This is a genomic window from Bradyrhizobium sp. LLZ17 (assembly GCF_041200145.1).
In the GTDB taxonomy this organism is placed as follows: domain Bacteria; phylum Pseudomonadota; class Alphaproteobacteria; order Rhizobiales; family Xanthobacteraceae; genus Bradyrhizobium.
In genome coordinates this window covers 963,080-981,010 of the sequence record NZ_CP165734.1, presented here as the reverse complement: position 1 = coordinate 981,010, position 17,931 = coordinate 963,080, and the positions used below count along the sequence as shown (strand labels likewise).

Below are 17,931 nucleotides of genomic sequence, written 5' to 3'. Positions count from 1 at the left end.
CTATATTTCACTGGGTCAACAGATGAATAAGCGACCCGGGCCATCCAAGGCCTGCGGCGGGAGGATCAGCATGAGCGTCACCCAGCGGGATCTCGATCTCGGCACCGCCTATGCGATGAAGCCGGCGCATACGCGCACCGAGCTCACTGCGGTGGTGCGCGGCACGCCGATGGGCGAGCTGCTCCGCCGCTACTGGCATCCAGTCGGGCTTGTGAGCGACGCCACCGACACGCCGAAAAAGGTGCGCGCGCTCGGCGAGGATCTGATCCTGTTCCGCGACAAGCGCGGCCGCGCCGGCCTGTTGCACGCGCGCTGCTGCCACCGCGGCACCACGCTTTATTACGGCAAGGTCGAAGAGGACGGCATCCGCTGCTGCTATCATGGCTGGAAGTTCGACACCGAGGGTCACTGCCTGGAGCAGCCCTGCGAGCCCGATGGCGGCCCGTTCAAGGACAAGGTGCGCCAGCCCTGGTATCCGGTCGAAGAGCGCTACGGTCTGATCTTCGCCTATATGGGCCCGGCCGAGAAACGCCCGGTGCTGCCGCGCTACGAATGCCTGGAGACCATGGACGACGGCGAGTTCGTCGACGCCGATGATTCATCGATCGGCGGCGGCGGCCCTGCGATCATCCCCTGCAACTGGCTCCAGCATTTCGAAAACGTGGTCGATCCCTATCATGTGCCTGTCCTGCACGGTTCGTTCTCGGGCCCGCAATTCACCAACATGATGGCTTCGATGCCCGAGGTGATATTCGACAAAACACCGCGCGGGATCGCCGTCCGCTCGATCCGCAAGCAGGACGACGGCAAGGTGTTTTACCGCGTCACTGAAGCCGCGCTGCCCACCTTGCGCGTCGTGCCGAACCCGCGCGTGGCGCAGTTCGCCCGGGTCGAGTCGATCGGCTGGACGCTGCCGATCGACGATACGTCGTTCCGCATCTACGTCGCCGGCCGCGTCAAGACTTCCGGTGACATCGGCCGCATGCGCTCGAAGTTCAACGGAAAGTTCTGGTGGGACATGACTGAGGCCGAGCACCAGCAATTGCCCGGCGACTACGAGGCCCAGGTCGGCCAGGGCGCGCAGACCCTCCATTCCGAGGAGCATTTTGGCCAGAGCGATCGCGGCATCCTGATGATCCGGCGGATGCTGGGCGAGCAACTGGAGGCAATCGCCGACGGCCGCCACCCCATCGGCGTGTCGTTCGATGCCGGCGCGCCGCCGGTCGCGTTCGAAGCGGGGAACTACATCCGCGAAGGCTGACAAGCCCCACAAGGGCTGGACCAGTGACAACAACAGGACACGTTGGGGGGAAGCAATGGTCGATGTGGCGTCACAAATGCCGGTGCAAACGGCCGCCGCGGCGGAGCCGTCGGCGCGGCGCTACTACGTGCTCGGCCTGCTCACCATCATCTATGCCCTAAACTTCCTCGACCGCACGATCTTCAATGTCCTGATCGAGCCGATCAAGAAGGAGTTTGCGCTCAGCGACACCATGATGGGCCTGCTCGCAGGCTTCGGCTTCGCCCTGTTTTATTCCCTGCTCGGCATCCCGATCGCGCGCGTGGCTGACCGATTCAATCGGCGCAACATCGTGGCAATGGCGTTCGCGTTCTGGAGCGCGATGACGGCGCTGTGCGGCATGGCGTCGAGCGTGACCGCGCTGGCGTTCGCCAGGATCGGCGTCGGCATCGGCGAATCCGCCGGCTCTCCCGCCTCGCAATCCGTCGTCGCCGATCTCTTCGCCAAGAACGAGCGCCCGCGCGCGCTCGGCATCTACGCCGTCGGTACTTATCTGGGCGTTTTCCTCGGCTATTTCGTCGGCGGCTATGTCAACCAGCACTATGGCTGGCGGATGGCGTTCTATGTCGCGGGCGTGCCCGGCATCCTGCTCGCGCTGATCCTGTGGCTGACGGTCTCCGAGCCGAAGCGCGGCGCCATGCGGGAGAATTTCGTGCCCGAACCGCTCGGACCGACGCTGCGCTTCCTCGCCTCGCAGCAGAGTTTTGTCATCGTGCTGATCGGCTTCTGCCTGACGACGTATACCAATTACGCGACCTCAGCCTGGATCCCGCCGTTCCTCGCCCGCTTGCACCATCTGTCGAGCGCCGAGATCGGCACCTATGCCGGCACGTTCAAGGGGCTCGCCGGCATGGCCGGCACCCTGCTCGGCGGCTTCGTGGTGGCCAGGATCAGCCGTCGCGACGACCGCTGGAAGCTGTGGGCGCCGGCGATCACATCAGGCCTCGCCGGTCCGGTGTTTGCCGTGTGCATGCTGACGCAGGATTTCGCCATGATGGTCGCCATGCTGGCGCTGACCTCGTTCCTGGTCGGCTTCCACCTCGGGCCGATCTTCGCGATCGCGCAGACGGTGGCAAAGCCCAGTATGCGGGCGCTGGCCTCCGCGCTGATCGCGCTGACCGCGACCTGCTTCGGCCAGGGCGTCGGCCCGCTCGCGGTCGGCGTGGTCAACGACGCCCTGAAGGGCAATTTTGGCGCCGACGCCGTGCGCTATTCGCTGCTCTCGGCGGCGATCACGACGACGCTCGGCGCCATTCTCTTCGTGTGGGCGGCGCGAACCATCCGGGCTGACATCACACGGGCGAGCTGAGCATGATCCGGAAAAGTGTGCTGCGGTTTTCCGAAGAGATCATGCTCAAACAATAAGTCAGTCGCTCATGAAGGCGAGCATGTCCGCAAGCAGGCGCTCGCCATGCGTCAGCGGCAACGGATGCGGCCCGCCTTCGTAAACGATCAGCTTGCTGCCCTTGATCAGTTTGGCGGTCTTGGCACCCGTGAGCGGCAGCGGCGCGCTGGCATCTTTGTCGCCATGAAGGATCAGCGTCGGACGATCAATCCCGGCGGCCGCCATGCGCAGATCGGAAAACGAGATGGGCTGGCGGCACGCCAGTGCGACCGGCAGCGGCACGCTCAGCATCATCTGGCGAATCCAGGTCCGTGTGATCTCGGGCGTCTCCGCGGTGAAGAACGGTGATTCGTTCGCCGCAATCCATTTCGCGAAGTCGCGCGCGATGGTCGCTTGCTCGGCCTCGATCATGGCCTTCGGAATTGCATCCGGGTTGTCGTCGGTCTTGACCAGGAACGGCGTCGTCGGCGCGACCAGCACGAGCCTTGCGATCCGGTCCGATCCGTATCGCGCCAGATAGTTCACCGCCTCGACCGATCCCATCGAGAAGCCGACCAGCGTCACGTCTCGCAGGTCGCGCGCCTCGATCAATGCGGCCACGTCGTCCGTCAGCGTGTCGAGGTCGTAGCCGGTGGACGGCATCTCGGACCGGCCGTGCCCACGCCTGTCGGGCGCAACGCAGCGGAAGCCTTTGGCATTGAGCGCGGCAATATGGTTGCCCCAGGTGCTGGCGTCGAAGGTCCAGGCGGACAGCAGCAGCACCGGGCGGCCGCTGCCCCAATCCTGCACGAACAGCCTGGTGCCATCCCTGGCAGTCACATAGGGCGACCGCGGAGCCTGCTGGGCCGCTGCCACAGGGGCGTTCGCGGCCGCTGACGCCGCAAGCGCGCTTCCAAACACCGTGGCTTCGAGGACGGTTGGACGATTCATGGGGCTTCTCCCTTGCCGGATCGGGTCATCGTTCGCGGCCGATGGAAGCGATCATGACGAGGCGGGGCCACCTGCGCGATTACGCGCCAGGTAAGATCGCTGAAGGCCTTTCAGCCGCCCCGGGGAGAAACCAACCAAACGGCCAGATGAAACCATTTTGCGGAACCCGCGAAACCATCCCGAAACAGATGATCTCTAGAAAAGAGCCAACAGACGGCGGCAAAGCCCGTCGGGAGGCTCAGATGAACCACTCAATTCACTCTGCTGATCGTGGTACCCATATGAAGATCGTGGTTGTGGCGCTGGTGGCCGGCATCGCAGTAGCCGCCTTCGGCATCGCAGCCCGCACCAACGCCGATTACAGCCAGACCGCCCAGTCCACCCATGTGATCAAGGCCGGCAAGCCGGTGGTGATCACCAGCGCGGGCACTTCGGCGGTTCGCTGACAAGGCCCCATTCCGGGAAGACCGATGGCCGCCCTCGGGCGGCCTTTTCGTTTTCCGGAGCCATACTTAGCCGGGCCGCGCCAGCAAAGCGCAACGTCCTTGACTTCACCATGTCCCCCTTTAAGTCCCCCCTCGTTCCGCGCGCTTTCAGCGAGCCACGCGGGAGTAGCTCAGTTGGTTAGAGCGCCGGCCTGTCACGCCGGAGGTCGCGGGTTCGAGCCCCGTCTCTCGCGCCATTTTTGGCAGCAACCCCAAGATCTTACCCGATTATCCTCAGCCTGATCAGCGGCGTCTCGCCAGATCGCGGTGTTTCCGCTCCCTGTCTCCGGCAAGAACGCCCGGATTCGGCTGCTCCGATCGGCGTCGCCGGAGGGCTGGCGTAGTCAGTCCCAGCCCGAATCGTCTAGGCCTGCCGGACTTGCGGATTGGAGCCTTGCGCGCTCCCTGCGACCATGGAGGAGCCAGACAGCATGGCGAAGAAGGCAGCCGCTCCAGCCACCATCACGCTCAAGCATCTGGCGGCCGACATTGCGGAGAGCCAGGACCTCTCGAAGAAGCGCGCCGAGGCCGTCCTGACCGAGACGATCGACCTGATCACCAAGCATCTCAAGAAGGGCGACCGCGTCCGCATCGTGGGGCTCGGCATCCTCCAGGTCCGCAGGCGCGCCGCCCGCACCGGCCGCAATCCGGCCACCGGCGAGCCGATTCACATCAAGGCCAGCAAGAAGGTCGCGTTCCGCCCGGTGAAGGAACTCAAGGAAGCGATCTGAGCGCTGCGTTCTTTAAGCCGGATCAGGCGTCGTTGCGGCCGCAACCTGGCCCTCTTTTCTGGTATACCGCTTGCTCCCCCTGACCTCGGCGGTTTGACCAGAAATGTCCTCCCTCACCTTCACGCATACCGTGACCGAGCGCTTCCTGCGCTACGTCACCATCGACACCCAGTCCGATCCGGAATCGCCGGCCTCGCCCTCGACCGAGAAGCAGAAGGATCTCGGCCGCGTGCTCGTCGCCGAGCTCAAGGCCATCGGTATCGCGGACGCCCATCTCGACGACTACGGCTACGTCTACGGAACGATCCCGGCCAACACCACGAAGAAGGTGCCGGTGATCTGCTTCTGCTCGCATATGGACACCTCGCCCGATGTGACCGGCAAGGACGTCAAGCCGCAGGTCGTGCAGAACTATCGCGGCGGCGACATCACGCTACCGGGCGACCCCAGCCAGGTGATCCGCTTTGCCGAGCATCCAGCGCTGAAGAACCAGATCGGCAACGACATCATCACCTCGGACGGCACCACGCTGCTGGGCGCCGACAACAAGGCCGGTGTCGCCGAGATCATGGATGCCGCGCATTTCTTCATCAACAATCCAGACGTCAAGCACGGCACCATCAAGATCCTGTTCACGCCCGACGAAGAGATCGGCCGCGGCGTCGACAATGTCGACATCAAGAAGCTCGGCGCCGACTTCGGCTACACCATGGACGGCGAGAGCGCGGGCAGCGTCGAGGACGAGACGTTCTCGGCCGATGGCGCCACCATCACCATCAACGGCGTCAGTGCCCATCCCGGCTACGCCAAGGGCAAGATGGAGCACGCGATCAAGATTGCCGCCGCCATCGTTGAGCGCCTGCCCAAGGAAGGCTGCTCGCCGGAGACGACCTCAGGCAAGCAGGGCTTCCTGCATCCGGTCGGCATCGAGGGCGCGCTGGAGCAGGCGACACTCTCCTTCATCGTCCGCGACTTCACCGAGGAAGGGCTGAAGGAGAAGGAGATCCTGCTCGAGGACATCGTCAAGGACGTGATGAAGGACTACCCGCGCTCGAGCTACAAGTTCGAGGTCAGGGAGCAGTACCGCAACATGAAGCAGGTGATCGACCGTCACCCGCACATCCTCGAATATGCCATTGAGGCGATCCGCCGCGCGGGTCTCCGCCCGATGCGTACCGCGATCCGCGGCGGCACCGACGGCTCGCGCCTGTCCTTCATGGGTCTGCCCTGCCCCAACATCTTTGCCGGCGAACACGCCTTCCACTCGCGCCTCGAATGGGTCAGCCGGCAGGACATGGAGAAGGCGGTCCAGACCATCGTGCACCTGGCGATGATCTGGGAGGAGAAGGCGTAGCGCGTGTCACCGAGGCAATGGCCGGGCTTGCTCCCGGCCATTTCGTGGGCGTTACGGCACCGGCATCACGCGAGGATTGCGATGGAAGCGATTTGAACTCGCCATCCAGTTCGGCAGCGGCTCGCCGTCGCGGTGCCGCCCGCCGGCAACGGCCGCAGCCCACGCCACCACGGCGCCGATCAGGGTCGCCACCGCGACCGAGAACGCGACGATGATCGAGTTGCGGCGCGCGCGGTCGATTGCCACCTTGGAGTCCGCAATCACCGTGTCGACCCGCCGCTCTGCATCGGGCGCCGCCAATCCGGTCAGCGTGGCAACTTGCTGCACCAGATAGGTTCGGTCATCACTGCCGAGGCCGCTATGGCTGGACGATGTCATCAGGATGCGTCCGGCCTCGGCGCGGGCCTCCCGCATGTCGGTGTTGGGCGGCCGCCGCGGCGCGCGGAACAGCTTGTCGAGCTCATAGCTCAACAGCGGCTCGGCGGACGTCGCGTTGCTGGTCGAGCTGCGCGCCGGTGAACGGTCGATCGCGGACGCGCCCAGGATCGCCAGCAGCGCCGCGCCGATCAGCACGGCGAGCGCCCATGACATCAGCCCATGAACCCCGTCCCGCCGCTCGCCGTCCTCCTCGATGGTTGCGAGCGCGGGCTCCGGTCGCATCGTACGGCCAGCGATATAACCGCCGAACCCGAAGCTGATGATCGCCTGAAGGATCAGATACAGCCCCGACAACAGCGCCAGCGCCGCCGAAGCATCGCGCCAGGTCGGCGAGGCCGAACTGACACCGAGGCCGATAGCGACGCCAAAGCCGATCAGAATGAAGGACATCGCGCCGGCCGCGAGCGCACCGGCGAAGATAGAGCTCCACTGAATGCTCCGGCGCTCCCCGGCGGCTGCCATGCCGCCTTCCATGACATCTTCCCGCACAAGCGTTTCCATTGTCATCGCGGTTCTCTCAGCGCAGGCCGAAGAACGACAAGATCGCCATGATCACGACGATCAAGCCGATGAGATAGATCAGTCCGTCCATAGTCCGTCCTCCTCGAAACTCCTGGTCGGCTAATCAGGAGGAGTGACGAACGTTCCAATTTCTGCATCCGCGCGGGAACGAACCTGCGGGATGCGGATTATCTGCTCAAGTCCCGAGGATGAAGATTGTGAGCACAAAAGGCCCCAGCCGGTCAGCCCCGGAGCTGGGGCCTTTCCGTGCGTTGCATCGCCATCACGAGTTCTTTGGCCTGTTGCTTGGGGAGTTTCCTGGCTTGTCCCATGTTAACGACGCGGACGCCGGGATCATCCAGGATGCGATCGGGGCGGATCCTCCAGATCGGGAGAGCCGCGTGGATCGCAGAACGGCCTGCTTGCAACAGGCGGACGCATTCCGGGAAAAGGCCCTCGCCGATCCCGAGAACCACGACCAATGGATCGACGAGGCCATCAAATGGCTGGAGCGCGCGAGGGAAGCGGGCTGCCGCGCCGCCATTACGGTCGAGCGCGGCGATAGCTGCGCGGCTCCGGAATCGGTGCGCGCAGTTGACGATCCAGACATTCGCCGCGCACGGGACGTCATCGTGCGACAATGACAGCGGTCGCAAGCGAGGCGCTGCTGCTGCGGCAACCGGTCCAGAGACGTAGCAATCGCACCGCGTGACGGGGCGCGCGAAACGCCTACAATGGCGCCTGATTTGACAGCTTCCGGGGAGCGCTCGAATTGGGCAGCCACGACCATCACGGTCATCATGACCATGCCGGCTACGCGCATGATCATGGTCACCACCACGACCATGGTCATGATTCCGGCCACGCGCATGTCCATGCGCCGGCCAGTTTCGGCGGAGCGTTCGCGATCGGCATTGCGCTCAACACAGCGCTGGTCGCGGCCGAGGCTGTCTACGGCTATATCGGCAACTCCACCGCGCTGCTTGCGGATGCCGGCCACAATCTCGGCGACGTGCTCGGCCTGATCGTGGCCTGGGGCGCCTCGATCGCGGCGCGGCGCGCACCGAGCGGCCGCTTCACTTATGGCCTGCGCGCCTCGACCATCCTGGCGGCGCTGGCGAACGCCGTGTTCCTGTTGGTCGCGACCGGGGCGATCGGCTGGGAGGCGATCCTGCGCTTGCGCGAGCCGGAGCCGATCGCGGGCGTCACCGTGATGGTGGTCGCCGGCATCGGCATCCTCGTCAACGGCTTCACCGCCATGCTGTTCGCGCGCGGACGCAAGGACGACATCAACATCGAAGGCGCCTATCTGCACATGGCGGCCGATGCCGCGGTCTCGCTTGGCGTGGTGGTTTCGGCGGCGCTGATCATCTGGACCGGCTGGCTCTGGCTCGATCCGGTCACCAGCCTCGTCATCTGCGCTGCCATCCTCTGGAGCACGACCAGCCTGCTCCGCGGCTCCATCGACATGTCGATGGCGGCAGCACCGCGCGGCACCGACCTTGCCGCCATCAAGGCGTTTCTGCTCGAGCGCCCCGGCGTCTCGGGGATCCACGACCTCCACGTCTGGCCGATCTCGACCACCGAGACGGCGCTGACCTGTCACCTCGTGATGCCCGACGGCACCACCGGGGACGCGTTTCTGATCGAGACGGCGCGGCTGCTGAAGACCTCCTTCCGCATCGGCCACACCACGCTTCAGGTGGAGACCCACCCCGACAATGGCTGCGCGCTCGCGCCGGATGATGTGGTGTGAGGGCTCGTTTGCACCCGTAGCCTCAATCTCTGCTGTCGTCCCGGACAAGCGCGCACAAAGCGCGCGTAGATCCGGGACCCATAACCACAGGAGTGGTTTAGCGAAGACTCGGAGTTGCCAACTTCGTGCGACAACTGCTCCTTGTGGTTATGGGTCCCGGCCTTCGCCGGGACGACACTGAGTGTGAGGCACCGACTACCGCAATCGCGCCTACGCCACCCTCGCCGTCACGATCCAGATCGCGCCCGGTAACGCTACCGAGTCCCCTTTGAGGAACGGCGCGAGCGTCTCGCGGATGGATGCCTTGGCGGCCTCGTAGGTTTCGGGCGGATGGCCTTGAAGCGCGCGGCTGGCCGGGCCGATCTGGAGCGCGCCATCGACGGCGGCATCGAGCCCGCCGCCGATTGCGATATCCATCGGGAGATTGTGCGGCTCCATCGCGACGTCGACGAAGCCGGCACCTTTCAGGATGCGCATTACCCGCTCTTCGGATGCGAAGGCGAACGGGCCCGGCTCTTCCGGCCCGACCGGCGGCATTTTCGGGACGTGTTTGTAGACCGCCATCAGCGGCGTCATCATCCAGGGATTTTCCTTCGGCTCGCGCCAGCAGACAAAGGCAAGCCGTCCCGTCGACTTCAGCGCGCGACGGAGATTCGTGAAGGACGCGATCGGGTCGGCGAAGAACATGACGCCGAAGCGGGAGGCCAGCAGAACGAAGCTCGCCGGCTCGAACGGATGCACTGTCGCGTCCGCCAGCATGAAATCGAGCGGCAGGCCCTTTGGCGCAAACGCACGCGCCTGCGACAGCATCGGATCGGAGACATCGAGTCCGAGCGCGAAGCCATCAGGCGCGACAGCCTTCGCGAACGCGACCGTGGTCGCGCCGGAGCCACAGCCGACGTCGATCACGCGCTCGCCCGGCTTCGGCCTGGCGCGATCGATCAGGACGTCCGCGATCGGTCCGAGCAACGTCTCCTGCACCTTGTGGCGGTCGGCCCAGCGCTGTCCGCTCGGCCCGTTCCAATAGGCGATCTGATCGGCGTTGAGTTCGTGTCCGCTTGGCTGTTGCATCAAACCCTCTTTCGCTTTCACGGGCGGTGATACCATGTCGAAAGCCGCTCAAGCGGTCAAAATCAGGCGCGGTCTGCGCTACCGATCGCCCCCTTGCCCCTCCCCCGCCGGAGCGCTAAAGAGGCGCCGTCGGGGCGGTTAGCTCAGCGGTAGAGCGCTTCGTTTACACCGAAGATGTCGCAGGTTCGATCCCTGCACCGCCCACCATTCCTCGCGCATGATGCTGGCACGCCAGCCTCCAAAATCACCTTCGGGGCCGCAGCCGCACGGGGACGGGACGGGCGGCCGCGTCCATCAAGACCGGGCGCAGCTTTCGATGATCCGTCCCGCCGGATCTGCGCGAGGAGTTTAGCCGTCCTCCACCATGTCGGAATCAGAAGGGGCCGCGTTTCAGCGACCCCTTGCCGGTTGAAATCTTGTTCGGGATGAAATGCCAGCCCCGGCGAAGGCCACGATAGCGGTACTGTGATGATGGAGGGAATCCGGACAATTACCGTCGGATGCACTGACCTAATTCAAATCGGCTAAGGGCGTGGAAGCGGCCCCAGCGGGGGCTGGAACGCTGGGGCCGGCACTCCAGTCCGGACGGGAGGCAGTGAGATGGTCCGGACCTGTCCAAGTTCCCAGAGGAACAAAGGTTCCAACACACTGTCCTAATTTCCAGGTTGAGCACATCCGGGATACTGCGGTCTTCCCTGCAGGGGCCCCGGATCAATCCTTCGGCCTGCCCGGCAGCCCCGGCACCGCATCGATCCACAGCGCTGCCGACTGACACCAGATCTGGCGGCTTGGCCGCAAGGCGTTGCGCTGGCGGATGCTGCCCCAGCGGATGCCCCAATCGTCGGCCTCGTCGCCCTCGCCGCTGGTGAACAGCGGGGAACCGCAATGGCCGCAGAAGTGCTGGAAGCGCATCCGGCCATTGTCGCCGCGCTTGCCGTAGATCGTGGGCGTACCGCGGGTCAGTTTGACGTCGGCGCCGGAACAGACGGCGGTCACACGGAACAGCGAGCCCGTCAGGGTCTGGCAATCCGTGCAATGGCACACCGCAACCGCCTCGGGGTCGATCTCGGCTTCGAAGCTGATCTGCCCGCAATGGCATTGCCCGTCGATCTGCATGACCCTGTTCTCCAGAAAGAACTGTTCTCCAGAAAGAACTGCCCAAAACAAAAACGGCGCCCGAAGGCGCCGTTTTATCATCTTTTGCGAGCTGCGATCTCAGTGAGCGGTCAGGCCGCCGGCGGCTTCGTCGCCGTCCGGCTTCACGGTGACCTTGGTGTCCTCTTCCCAGACGATCGGCACCGGCTTCTTCACCAGCGCTTTGGCGACGACGTCGTCGAGGCGCGAGACCGGGATGATCTCCATTCCGCCCTTGATCGCATCGGAAATCTCCGTGAGATCCTTGGCGTTGTCTTCGGGGATCAGCACCGTCTTGATGCCGCCGCGGGCAGCGGCGAGCAGCTTCTCCTTGAGGCCGCCGATCGGCAGCACGCGGCCGCGCAGCGTGATCTCGCCGGTCATCGCGACATCATGGCGGACCGGAATCCCGGTCATGACCGAGATGATTGCGGTGGCCATCGCCACGCCCGCGGACGGACCGTCCTTCGGCGTCGCGCCTTCCGGCACGTGCACGTGGATGTCGCGGCGGTCGAACAGCGGCGGCTCGATGCCGTAGACGATCGCGCGCGAGCGGACATAGGACGCCGCCGCCGAGATCGATTCCTTCATCACGTCGCGCAGATTGCCCGTGACCGTCATCTTGCCCTTGCCAGGCATCATGACGCCTTCGATGGTCAGCAACTCACCGCCGACATCGGTCCAGGCAAGGCCGGTGACGATGCCGACCTGCGGCTCGCTCTCGATCTCGCCGTAACGATACTTCGGCACGCCCAGGAGCTCTTCCAGAGTCTTCTCGGTGACCTTGACCGACTTCTTCTTGGAGATCATCAGCTCCTTCACCGCCTTGCGGGCGAGTGTCGAAAGCTCACGCTCCAAATTACGCACGCCCGCCTCGCGGGTGTAGCGGCGGATCAGAAGCAGCAGCGCCTCGTCGTCGATCGAGAACTCCTTGGAATCCAGGCCATGCTTGGATACCGCGTTCGGGATCAGGTGCTTGCGCGCGATCTCGACCTTCTCATTCTCGGTATAACCCGCGATCCGGATGATCTCCATGCGGTCCATCAGCGGGCCGGGAATGTTGAGCGTATTCGCGGTGGTGATGAACATCACGTTGGACAGATCGTAGTCGACCTCGAGATAGTGGTCATTGAAGGTCGCGTTCTGCTCGGGGTCGAGGACCTCAAGCAGCGCCGAAGACGGATCGCCGCGGAAATCGGCGCCCATCTTGTCGATCTCGTCCAGCAGGAACAGCGGATTCGACGACTTGGCCTTCCGCATCGACTGGATGATCTTGCCGGGCATCGAGCCGATATAGGTGCGGCGGTGACCGCGGATCTCGGCCTCGTCGCGCACGCCGCCGAGCGAAACGCGCACGAACTCTCGTCCGGTCGCCTTCGCGATCGACTTGCCGAGCGAGGTCTTGCCGACGCCGGGAGGCCCGACCAGGCAGAGGATCGGCCCAGTCAGCTTGTTGGCGCGCGACTGCACCGCGAGATACTCGACGATGCGATCCTTGACCTTCTCGAGCCCGTAATGATCGGCATCCAGGACCGCCTGCGCGGCTTCCAGATCCTTCTTCACCTTGGACTTTTTGTTCCATGGGATCGACAGCAGCCAATCCAGATAGTTGCGCACGACGGTCGCTTCCGCGGACATCGGCGACATCTGGCGCAGCTTCTTCAATTCATGCTGCGCCTTCTCGCGCGCTTCCTTGGAGAGCTTGGTCTTGGAGATCTTCTCTTCGAGATCGGCGAGCTCGTCGCGACCGTCGTCGTCGCCGAGCTCCTTCTGGATCGCCTTCATCTGCTCGTTGAGATAGTACTCGCGCTGGGTCTTCTCCATCTGCCGCTTGACGCGGGAGCGGATGCGCTTCTCGACCTGGAGCACCGAAATCTCGCTCTCCATCAGGCCCAGCACCTTCTCCAGGCGCTGCGTGACCGACAGCGTCTCCAGGATGCCCTGGCGATCCGCGATCTTGACGGCGAGGTGGGACGCAACGGTGTCGGCGAGCTTGGCGAAATCGGTGATCGCCTGCACGACGCCGACGACCTCGGCCGAGATCTTCTTGTTGAGCTTCACGTAGCTCTCGAAGTCCGACACGACCGAGCGCGACAGCGCTTCCGCCTCGACCGACTTGGCATCGGTGTCGGCGAGCGCAATTGCGGTTGCCTCGTAATACTCGGCGCGCTCAGTGTACTTCTCCACGCGCGCACGCTCGAGCCCTTCGACCAGCACCTTCACGGTGCCGTCGGGAAGCTTCAAGAGCTGAAGCACGCTGGCAAGCGTCCCGGTCTCGTAAATCGCATCGGGCGCTGGATCATCGTCCGACGCGTTCTTCTGCGTCGCGAGCATGATCAGCGCGTCGTTCCTCATCACCTCTTCGAGCGCGCGGATCGACTTCTCGCGGCCGACGAAAAGCGGAACGATCATATGCGGGAAGACGACGATGTCGCGCAGCGGCAACACGGGATAAGCGTGCGTTTCGCCATGGACGATGGTTGGCCGGGGTTTGGGATTGGTCATGGCCTTTTCCTTTTGCTTTGCCCCCTCGCACGCAGTCCGCTTGCTCATGCGCAACCGCCACAAGGTGCCGTATTGATCCGCAAAACCGGTCTACCATTCGTGGGCGGACCGGGCCTGCCGGATCGGAACTGAGGCGAATCTTGAAGGGAATTCTCGCTCGCCGCCGACATTAGGTGGCTATCGACCCGGGGGGTGTCAAGTCATTGAAAGACGCGCGCCATCAGGCGCTTACGCACGCGGATAAGCGACGCAACACCGGCTGCGGAGATACATTCCGCAGCCTTAATTCGCAGGACGATTGGAGCGTTCCAGCGCCGCTCAGGCGCTGGCGTTCTCGACGGCGCGATCGGACCGATCGGCGTAGATGTAGAGCGGACGCGCCGTGCCTTCCACGACTTCGCGGGAGATCACGACTTCTTCCACGCCTTCCAGGCCCGGCAGGTCGAACATGGTCTCGAGCAGGATCGCTTCGAGGATCGAGCGCAAGCCACGCGCACCGGTCTTGCGCTCGATCGCCCTGCGGGCGACCGCGCCAAGCGCCTCGTCGGCGAAGGTCAGCTCGATGTTCTCCATCTCGAACAGACGCTGGTACTGTTTCACCAGCGCATTCTTCGGCTCGACCAGGATCTTCTTCAGCGAAGCCTCGTCGAGATCCTCCAGCGTCGCCACGACCGGCAGACGGCCGACGAACTCGGGGATCAGGCCGTACTTCAGGAGATCCTCGGGCTCGACATGACGGAAGATTTCGCCGGTGCGGCGATCTTCCGGTGCGAGCACCTGCGCAGCGAAACCGATCGAGGTCGAACGGCCGCGTGCCGAGATGATCTTTTCCAGGCCCGAGAAAGCACCGCCGCAGATGAACAGGATGTTGGTGGTATCCACCTGCAGGAATTCCTGCTGCGGATGCTTGCGGCCGCCCTGCGGCGGGACCGAGGCCACCGTGCCTTCCATGATCTTCAACAGCGCCTGCTGCACGCCCTCGCCCGACACGTCGCGGGTGATCGAGGGGTTGTCGGACTTGCGGCTGATCTTGTCGATTTCGTCGATATAGACGATGCCGCGCTGGGCGCGCTCGACGTTGTAGTCGGCGGCCTGGAGCAGCTTCAGGATGATGTTCTCGACGTCCTCGCCGACATAGCCGGCTTCGGTCAGCGTCGTCGCATCCGCCATCGTGAACGGAACGTCCAGGATGCGGGCGAGCGTCTGCGCGAGCAGCGTCTTGCCCGAGCCGGTCGGACCGATCAGCAGGATGTTCGACTTCGCGAGCTCGACGTCGTTGTGCTTGGTCTGATGGTTGAGGCGCTTGTAGTGATTGTGCACCGCGACCGACAGGACCTTCTTCGCATGGCTCTGACCGATCACGTAATCGTCCAGCACCTTGCAGATTTCCTTCGGCGTCGGAATCCCGTCGCGCGACTTGACCAGCGAGGATTTGTTTTCCTCGCGGATGATGTCCATGCAGAGCTCGACGCACTCGTCGCAAATGAAGACCGTGGGACCCGCGATCAGTTTACGGACTTCGTGCTGGCTCTTGCCGCAGAACGAGCAATACAGCGTGTTCTTGGAGTCGCTCGTGCCGACTTTACTCATTCATGTCTCCGTCCGCGGTTCGATCCCGTCCGCTCGATCGCCCTATTCCGGCACGACAGCCGGCACAGTTATTCAAATAGAGCAAATTCCGTACCAAAAAAGACCCTACGCGTTACATCCCGTGCGAATCACGGTCGCTCGATTCTCCGCGATCATAGCCGATCAATCGTAGCCAACCATGCTGTCACCCGACTATCAAGAATTCGCTAATCAGGGAGCCGCCGGCTACCCGTGACAATACCGTGATTTCAGGTCTTGGCACGGTCGAAGTGATCGAAATCACCCCGGCGTTGCTGGATTACCACGAAAAACAAGCACGAAAGCGGAACTTTCTGCCTGCCGCAGGGCGCAAAATCGCGTTTTGCGCCCCGTGTGAAGTGCGCCGTTAACGTCAACGTCGAACTCCCGATCCCCAGGAATTCACCGTGTGTTCCCCGGGATCGATGTTGCGTCCCGTCGTGCTACGGGCTCTTCGCGCCCGCCGGTTCTTCCGCGCGCTTGTCGATGACCTTGTCGACCAGGCCGAACTCCTTGGCGTCGGCCGCGGTGAGGAACTTGTCGCGTTCCAGCGCGTCCTCGATCGCCTTGTAGGTCTGCCCGGTGTGCTTCACGTAGATCTCGTTCAGCCGCTTCTTCAGGTTCAGGATTTCCTGCGCGTGAAGCATGATGTCGGTGGCCTGGCCCTGGAAGCCGCCGGAGGGCTGATGCACCATGATGCGCGCGTTCGGCAGCGAGAAGCGCATGTCCTTCTCGCCGGCGGCGAGCAGCAACGAACCCATCGAGGCCGCCTGCCCCGTGCACAGCGTGGACACCGGCGGGCGGATGAATTGCATCGTATCGTAGATGGCGAGCCCCGACGTCACCACGCCGCCCGGCGAGTTGATGTACATCGAGATTTCCTTCTTCGGATTTTCCGCCTCCAGGAACAACAGCTGCGCGACCACCAGCGTTGACATGCCGTCCTCGACCGGCCCGGTCAGGAAGATGATGCGCTCCTTCAGCAGGCGCGAGAAAATGTCGTAGGCGCGCTCGCCACGGTTGGTCTGCTCGACCACCATGGGCACGAGGTTCATGTAAGTTTCAACCGGATCGCGCATGAGTCACCTAGGTTTTTCGGGCGCGACCATCGCAGTCTCGGCTGCCAGTCTCCTGGCTGGATTTGCCGGAAGGCCGATGGACGTCCCGTGATGCAGGAACTTGGGTAGAGGGGTGGAGCGACAGATATAACCCAATTCGCGCCAGACAAGTGCCGAACGAATTAAGGCTTAATCCAAGCGGCGATTGAAACTGATTCGCGCCAAGAGGCCCAGCCGGCCACCTGGCTAGCTGGATCCCTTGGCTGATCATCCTTAACAGAAAGCTTTCTCAACGCCTTCAGGCGGCGGTCTTTTCCGCTTCGTCGTCCTTGTAGAGCTCCTCGCGCGAGACCTTCTTCTCGCTCACGTCGGCGAGCTCGAGGATGAAGTCGACCACCTTGTCCTCGTAGATCGGTGCACGAAGCTGGGCCAACGCCTGGGCGTTGTTGCGGTAATAATCCCAGACTTCCTTCTCGCGGCCCGGCATCGAACGCGCCCGCTCGATCACGGCGCGGCCGACCTCGTCGTCGGTCACGGTGATCTTGTTCTTCTCGCCGATCTCGGAAAGCACGAGGCCGAGGCGCACGCGGCGATCGGCGATCTTGCGGTACTCTTCCTTGGCGGCGTCTTCCGTCGTGTCCTCGTCGGCGAAGCTCTTGCCGGCGGAGTCCATCTCGGCCTTGACCGAGTTCCACATCAGATTGAACTCCTCGTCGACGAGCGAGGGCGGCGCCTCGAAGCGATGTGCCTCGTCGAGCTGGTCGAGCAGCGCGCGCTTGACGCGCTGGCGCGTCGCACCCGCGAACTCGGCGGCCAGCCGCTCGCGTGCGGCTTCCTTGAGCTTGTCCAGCGATTCCAGACCGAGCGTCTTGGCAAACTCGTCGTCGATCGCGACGTCCTGCGGCGCCTCGATCAGCGTCGCGGTGGTCTCGAACTCGGCCGGCTGCCCGGCGAGCTTCTCGTTCGTGTAGTTCTTGGGGAACGCCAGCTTCAGCGTGCGGGTCTCGTTGGCGCCAATACCAGTGAGCTGCTCCTCGAAGCCCGGAATGAAGGTGTTGGAGCCGATCACGACCTGGATGCCTTCGCCGGTACCGCCCTCGAAGACTTCGCCGTTGATGGAGCCCTTGAAGTTGATGGTGACGCGGTCGCCGGATTCGGCCTTCGCGCCCTCGGCCTTCGCCGCGTAGCCGCGGTTCGAATCGGCGATACGCTTGATCGCCTCGTCGACATCGGTGTCGGAGACGTCGGCAACCGGCTTCTCGACCTTGAACGCCTTGAAGTCGGCGAGCGCAATCGACGGCACCACCTCGATCGCGACCGTGTAGGTCAGGTCGGACTTGCCCAAGAGCAGCTCATCGACCTCGGCCTGCTCGGTCGGCATGGTGATCTTCGGCTCGGTCGCGAGGCGGAAGCCGCGCTCGGAGAACAGCTGGGTATTGGTGTCGCGGATGGTCTGGTCGATGGTCTCGGCCATCACCGAGCGGCCATAGACCTTCTTGAGGTGGGTCACCGGCACCTTGCCGGGACGGAAGCCGTTGATGCGGACCTTGTCCTTGAGGTCGACGAGCTTCGCGCCAGCCTTGGCGTCGAGATCAGACGCGGGAACGCTGATCTTGAACTCGTGCTTCAATCCTTCCGAGAGCGTTTCTGTGACCTGCATGGCGTCCAATCTTCTTCTCGTTCGGTCCCGGCACGCATGCGTCGGGACGCTGTCA

The 17,931-nt window shown here is 63.8% G+C and carries 15 protein-coding genes and 2 tRNA genes; 9 read left to right on the top strand and 8 right to left on the bottom strand.

Annotated features, from left to right (window positions below; genetic code table 11):
• Nucleotides 1–70 precede the first annotated feature (70 nt).
• Together AB8Z38_RS04940 and AB8Z38_RS04935 are read left to right on the top strand one after the other, a co-directional pair.
• Nucleotides 71–1,261 carry a Rieske 2Fe-2S domain-containing protein gene (locus AB8Z38_RS04940; RefSeq protein ID WP_369723370.1) on the top strand — a complete coding sequence of 397 codons (1,191 nt, stop codon included), beginning with the start codon at nucleotides 71–73 and terminating at the stop codon, nucleotides 1,259–1,261.
• A gap of 55 nt (nucleotides 1,262–1,316) precedes the next feature.
• Nucleotides 1,317–2,609 carry a spinster family MFS transporter gene (locus tag AB8Z38_RS04935; RefSeq protein ID WP_369723369.1) on the top strand — a complete coding sequence of 431 codons (1,293 nt, stop codon included), beginning with the start codon at nucleotides 1,317–1,319 and terminating at the stop codon, nucleotides 2,607–2,609.
• A 57-nt stretch (nucleotides 2,610–2,666) separates the two neighbouring features.
• Here the strand turns inward: AB8Z38_RS04935 and AB8Z38_RS04930 are convergent, their stop codons facing one another.
• On the bottom strand, nucleotides 2,667–3,575 hold the full coding sequence (locus AB8Z38_RS04930) for an alpha/beta fold hydrolase (RefSeq protein ID WP_369723368.1): 909 nt from the start codon (nucleotides 3,573–3,575) through the stop codon (nucleotides 2,667–2,669).
• Nucleotides 3,576–3,817: 242 nt separating this feature from the next.
• Here AB8Z38_RS04930 and AB8Z38_RS04925 point away from each other — a divergent pair, with 242 nt between their 5' ends.
• The 4 genes from AB8Z38_RS04925 to pepT all read left to right on the top strand — a co-directional run bounded on the left by AB8Z38_RS04925 (nucleotide 3,818) and on the right by pepT (nucleotide 6,145).
• Complete coding sequence (locus AB8Z38_RS04925; RefSeq protein WP_369726745.1) at nucleotides 3,818–4,021, top strand: hypothetical protein; 204 nt, start codon at nucleotides 3,818–3,820, stop codon at nucleotides 4,019–4,021.
• Between the two features lie 159 nt (nucleotides 4,022–4,180).
• Nucleotides 4,181–4,257: transfer RNA gene (locus tag AB8Z38_RS04920), tRNA-Asp, on the top strand.
• 216 nt (nucleotides 4,258–4,473) lie between these two features.
• Nucleotides 4,474–4,791 carry an HU family DNA-binding protein gene (locus AB8Z38_RS04915; RefSeq protein ID WP_369723367.1) on the top strand — a complete coding sequence of 106 codons (318 nt, stop codon included), beginning with the start codon at nucleotides 4,474–4,476 and terminating at the stop codon, nucleotides 4,789–4,791.
• A 103-nt stretch (nucleotides 4,792–4,894) separates the two neighbouring features.
• Nucleotides 4,895–6,145: a peptidase T gene (gene pepT / locus AB8Z38_RS04910; protein ID WP_369723366.1), complete on the top strand. Its 1,251-nt coding sequence runs from the start codon at nucleotides 4,895–4,897 to the stop codon at nucleotides 6,143–6,145.
• Nucleotides 6,146–6,196: 51 nt separating this feature from the next.
• Here pepT and AB8Z38_RS04905 read toward each other — a convergent pair whose 3' ends face one another.
• Complete coding sequence (locus AB8Z38_RS04905) at nucleotides 6,197–7,090, bottom strand: hypothetical protein (protein WP_369723365.1); 894 nt, start codon at nucleotides 7,088–7,090, stop codon at nucleotides 6,197–6,199.
• A gap of 203 nt (nucleotides 7,091–7,293) precedes the next feature.
• Between AB8Z38_RS04905 and AB8Z38_RS04900 the strand changes: the two genes are divergently transcribed.
• Both AB8Z38_RS04900 and AB8Z38_RS04895 read left to right on the top strand, forming a co-directional pair.
• Nucleotides 7,294–7,728: a hypothetical protein gene (locus AB8Z38_RS04900; RefSeq protein WP_369723364.1), complete on the top strand. Its 435-nt coding sequence runs from the start codon at nucleotides 7,294–7,296 to the stop codon at nucleotides 7,726–7,728.
• Nucleotides 7,729–7,856: 128 nt separating this feature from the next.
• Nucleotides 7,857–8,840 carry a cation diffusion facilitator family transporter gene (locus AB8Z38_RS04895; RefSeq protein WP_369723363.1) on the top strand — a complete coding sequence of 328 codons (984 nt, stop codon included), beginning with the start codon at nucleotides 7,857–7,859 and terminating at the stop codon, nucleotides 8,838–8,840.
• Between the two features lie 210 nt (nucleotides 8,841–9,050).
• Here the strand turns inward: AB8Z38_RS04895 and AB8Z38_RS04890 are convergent, their stop codons facing one another.
• Nucleotides 9,051–9,911 carry a class I SAM-dependent methyltransferase gene (locus AB8Z38_RS04890; protein ID WP_369723362.1) on the bottom strand — a complete coding sequence of 287 codons (861 nt, stop codon included), beginning with the start codon at nucleotides 9,909–9,911 and terminating at the stop codon, nucleotides 9,051–9,053.
• A gap of 132 nt (nucleotides 9,912–10,043) precedes the next feature.
• Here AB8Z38_RS04890 and AB8Z38_RS04885 point away from each other — a divergent pair.
• Nucleotides 10,044–10,118, top strand: a tRNA-Val gene (locus AB8Z38_RS04885).
• A gap of 504 nt (nucleotides 10,119–10,622) precedes the next feature.
• Here AB8Z38_RS04885 and AB8Z38_RS04880 read toward each other — a convergent pair.
• From AB8Z38_RS04880 to tig, 5 genes are all read right to left on the bottom strand, one after another.
• On the bottom strand, nucleotides 10,623–11,027 hold the full coding sequence (locus tag AB8Z38_RS04880; protein ID WP_369723361.1) for a GFA family protein: 405 nt from the start codon (nucleotides 11,025–11,027) through the stop codon (nucleotides 10,623–10,625).
• A gap of 99 nt (nucleotides 11,028–11,126) precedes the next feature.
• Nucleotides 11,127–13,550 carry an endopeptidase La gene (gene lon / locus AB8Z38_RS04875; RefSeq protein ID WP_369723360.1) on the bottom strand — a complete coding sequence of 808 codons (2,424 nt, stop codon included), beginning with the start codon at nucleotides 13,548–13,550 and terminating at the stop codon, nucleotides 11,127–11,129.
• A 318-nt stretch (nucleotides 13,551–13,868) separates the two neighbouring features.
• Nucleotides 13,869–15,140 (bottom strand): ATP-dependent Clp protease ATP-binding subunit ClpX, encoded by a 1,272-nt coding sequence (gene clpX / locus AB8Z38_RS04870; RefSeq protein WP_045014137.1) that lies wholly within the window; start codon nucleotides 15,138–15,140, stop codon nucleotides 13,869–13,871.
• Between the two features lie 461 nt (nucleotides 15,141–15,601).
• Nucleotides 15,602–16,237 (bottom strand): ATP-dependent Clp protease proteolytic subunit, encoded by a 636-nt coding sequence (locus AB8Z38_RS04865; RefSeq protein ID WP_369723359.1) that lies wholly within the window; start codon nucleotides 16,235–16,237, stop codon nucleotides 15,602–15,604.
• A 277-nt stretch (nucleotides 16,238–16,514) separates the two neighbouring features.
• Nucleotides 16,515–17,876: a trigger factor gene (gene tig / locus AB8Z38_RS04860; RefSeq protein WP_369723358.1), complete on the bottom strand. Its 1,362-nt coding sequence runs from the start codon at nucleotides 17,874–17,876 to the stop codon at nucleotides 16,515–16,517.
• Nucleotides 17,877–17,931: the final 55 nt, after the last annotated feature.

Bases quoted from the DNA above. Each gene is read 5' to 3' on its own strand.
- AB8Z38_RS04940 (WP_369723370.1), top strand. From the start codon at position 71: ATGAGCGTCACCCAGCGGGATCTCGATCTCGGCACCGCCTATGCGATG.
- AB8Z38_RS04935 (WP_369723369.1), top strand. From the start codon at position 1,317: ATGGTCGATGTGGCGTCACAAATGCCGGTGCAAACGGCCGCCGCGGCG.
- AB8Z38_RS04930 (WP_369723368.1), bottom strand. From the start codon at position 3,575: ATGAATCGTCCAACCGTCCTCGAAGCCACGGTGTTTGGAAGCGCGCTT.
- AB8Z38_RS04925 (WP_369726745.1), top strand. From the start codon at position 3,818: ATGAACCACTCAATTCACTCTGCTGATCGTGGTACCCATATGAAGATC.
- AB8Z38_RS04915 (WP_369723367.1), top strand. From the start codon at position 4,474: ATGGAGGAGCCAGACAGCATGGCGAAGAAGGCAGCCGCTCCAGCCACC.
- pepT (WP_369723366.1), top strand. From the start codon at position 4,895: ATGTCCTCCCTCACCTTCACGCATACCGTGACCGAGCGCTTCCTGCGC.
- AB8Z38_RS04905 (WP_369723365.1), bottom strand. From the start codon at position 7,090: ATGACAATGGAAACGCTTGTGCGGGAAGATGTCATGGAAGGCGGCATG.
- AB8Z38_RS04900 (WP_369723364.1), top strand. From the start codon at position 7,294: ATGAAGATTGTGAGCACAAAAGGCCCCAGCCGGTCAGCCCCGGAGCTG.
- AB8Z38_RS04890 (WP_369723362.1), bottom strand. From the start codon at position 9,911: ATGCAACAGCCAAGCGGACACGAACTCAACGCCGATCAGATCGCCTAT.
- AB8Z38_RS04880 (WP_369723361.1), bottom strand. From the start codon at position 11,027: ATGCAGATCGACGGGCAATGCCATTGCGGGCAGATCAGCTTCGAAGCC.
- lon (WP_369723360.1), bottom strand. From the start codon at position 13,550: ATGACCAATCCCAAACCCCGGCCAACCATCGTCCATGGCGAAACGCAC.
- clpX (WP_045014137.1), bottom strand. From the start codon at position 15,140: ATGAGTAAAGTCGGCACGAGCGACTCCAAGAACACGCTGTATTGCTCG.
- AB8Z38_RS04865 (WP_369723359.1), bottom strand. From the start codon at position 16,237: ATGCGCGATCCGGTTGAAACTTACATGAACCTCGTGCCCATGGTGGTC.
- tig (WP_369723358.1), bottom strand. From the start codon at position 17,876: ATGCAGGTCACAGAAACGCTCTCGGAAGGATTGAAGCACGAGTTCAAG.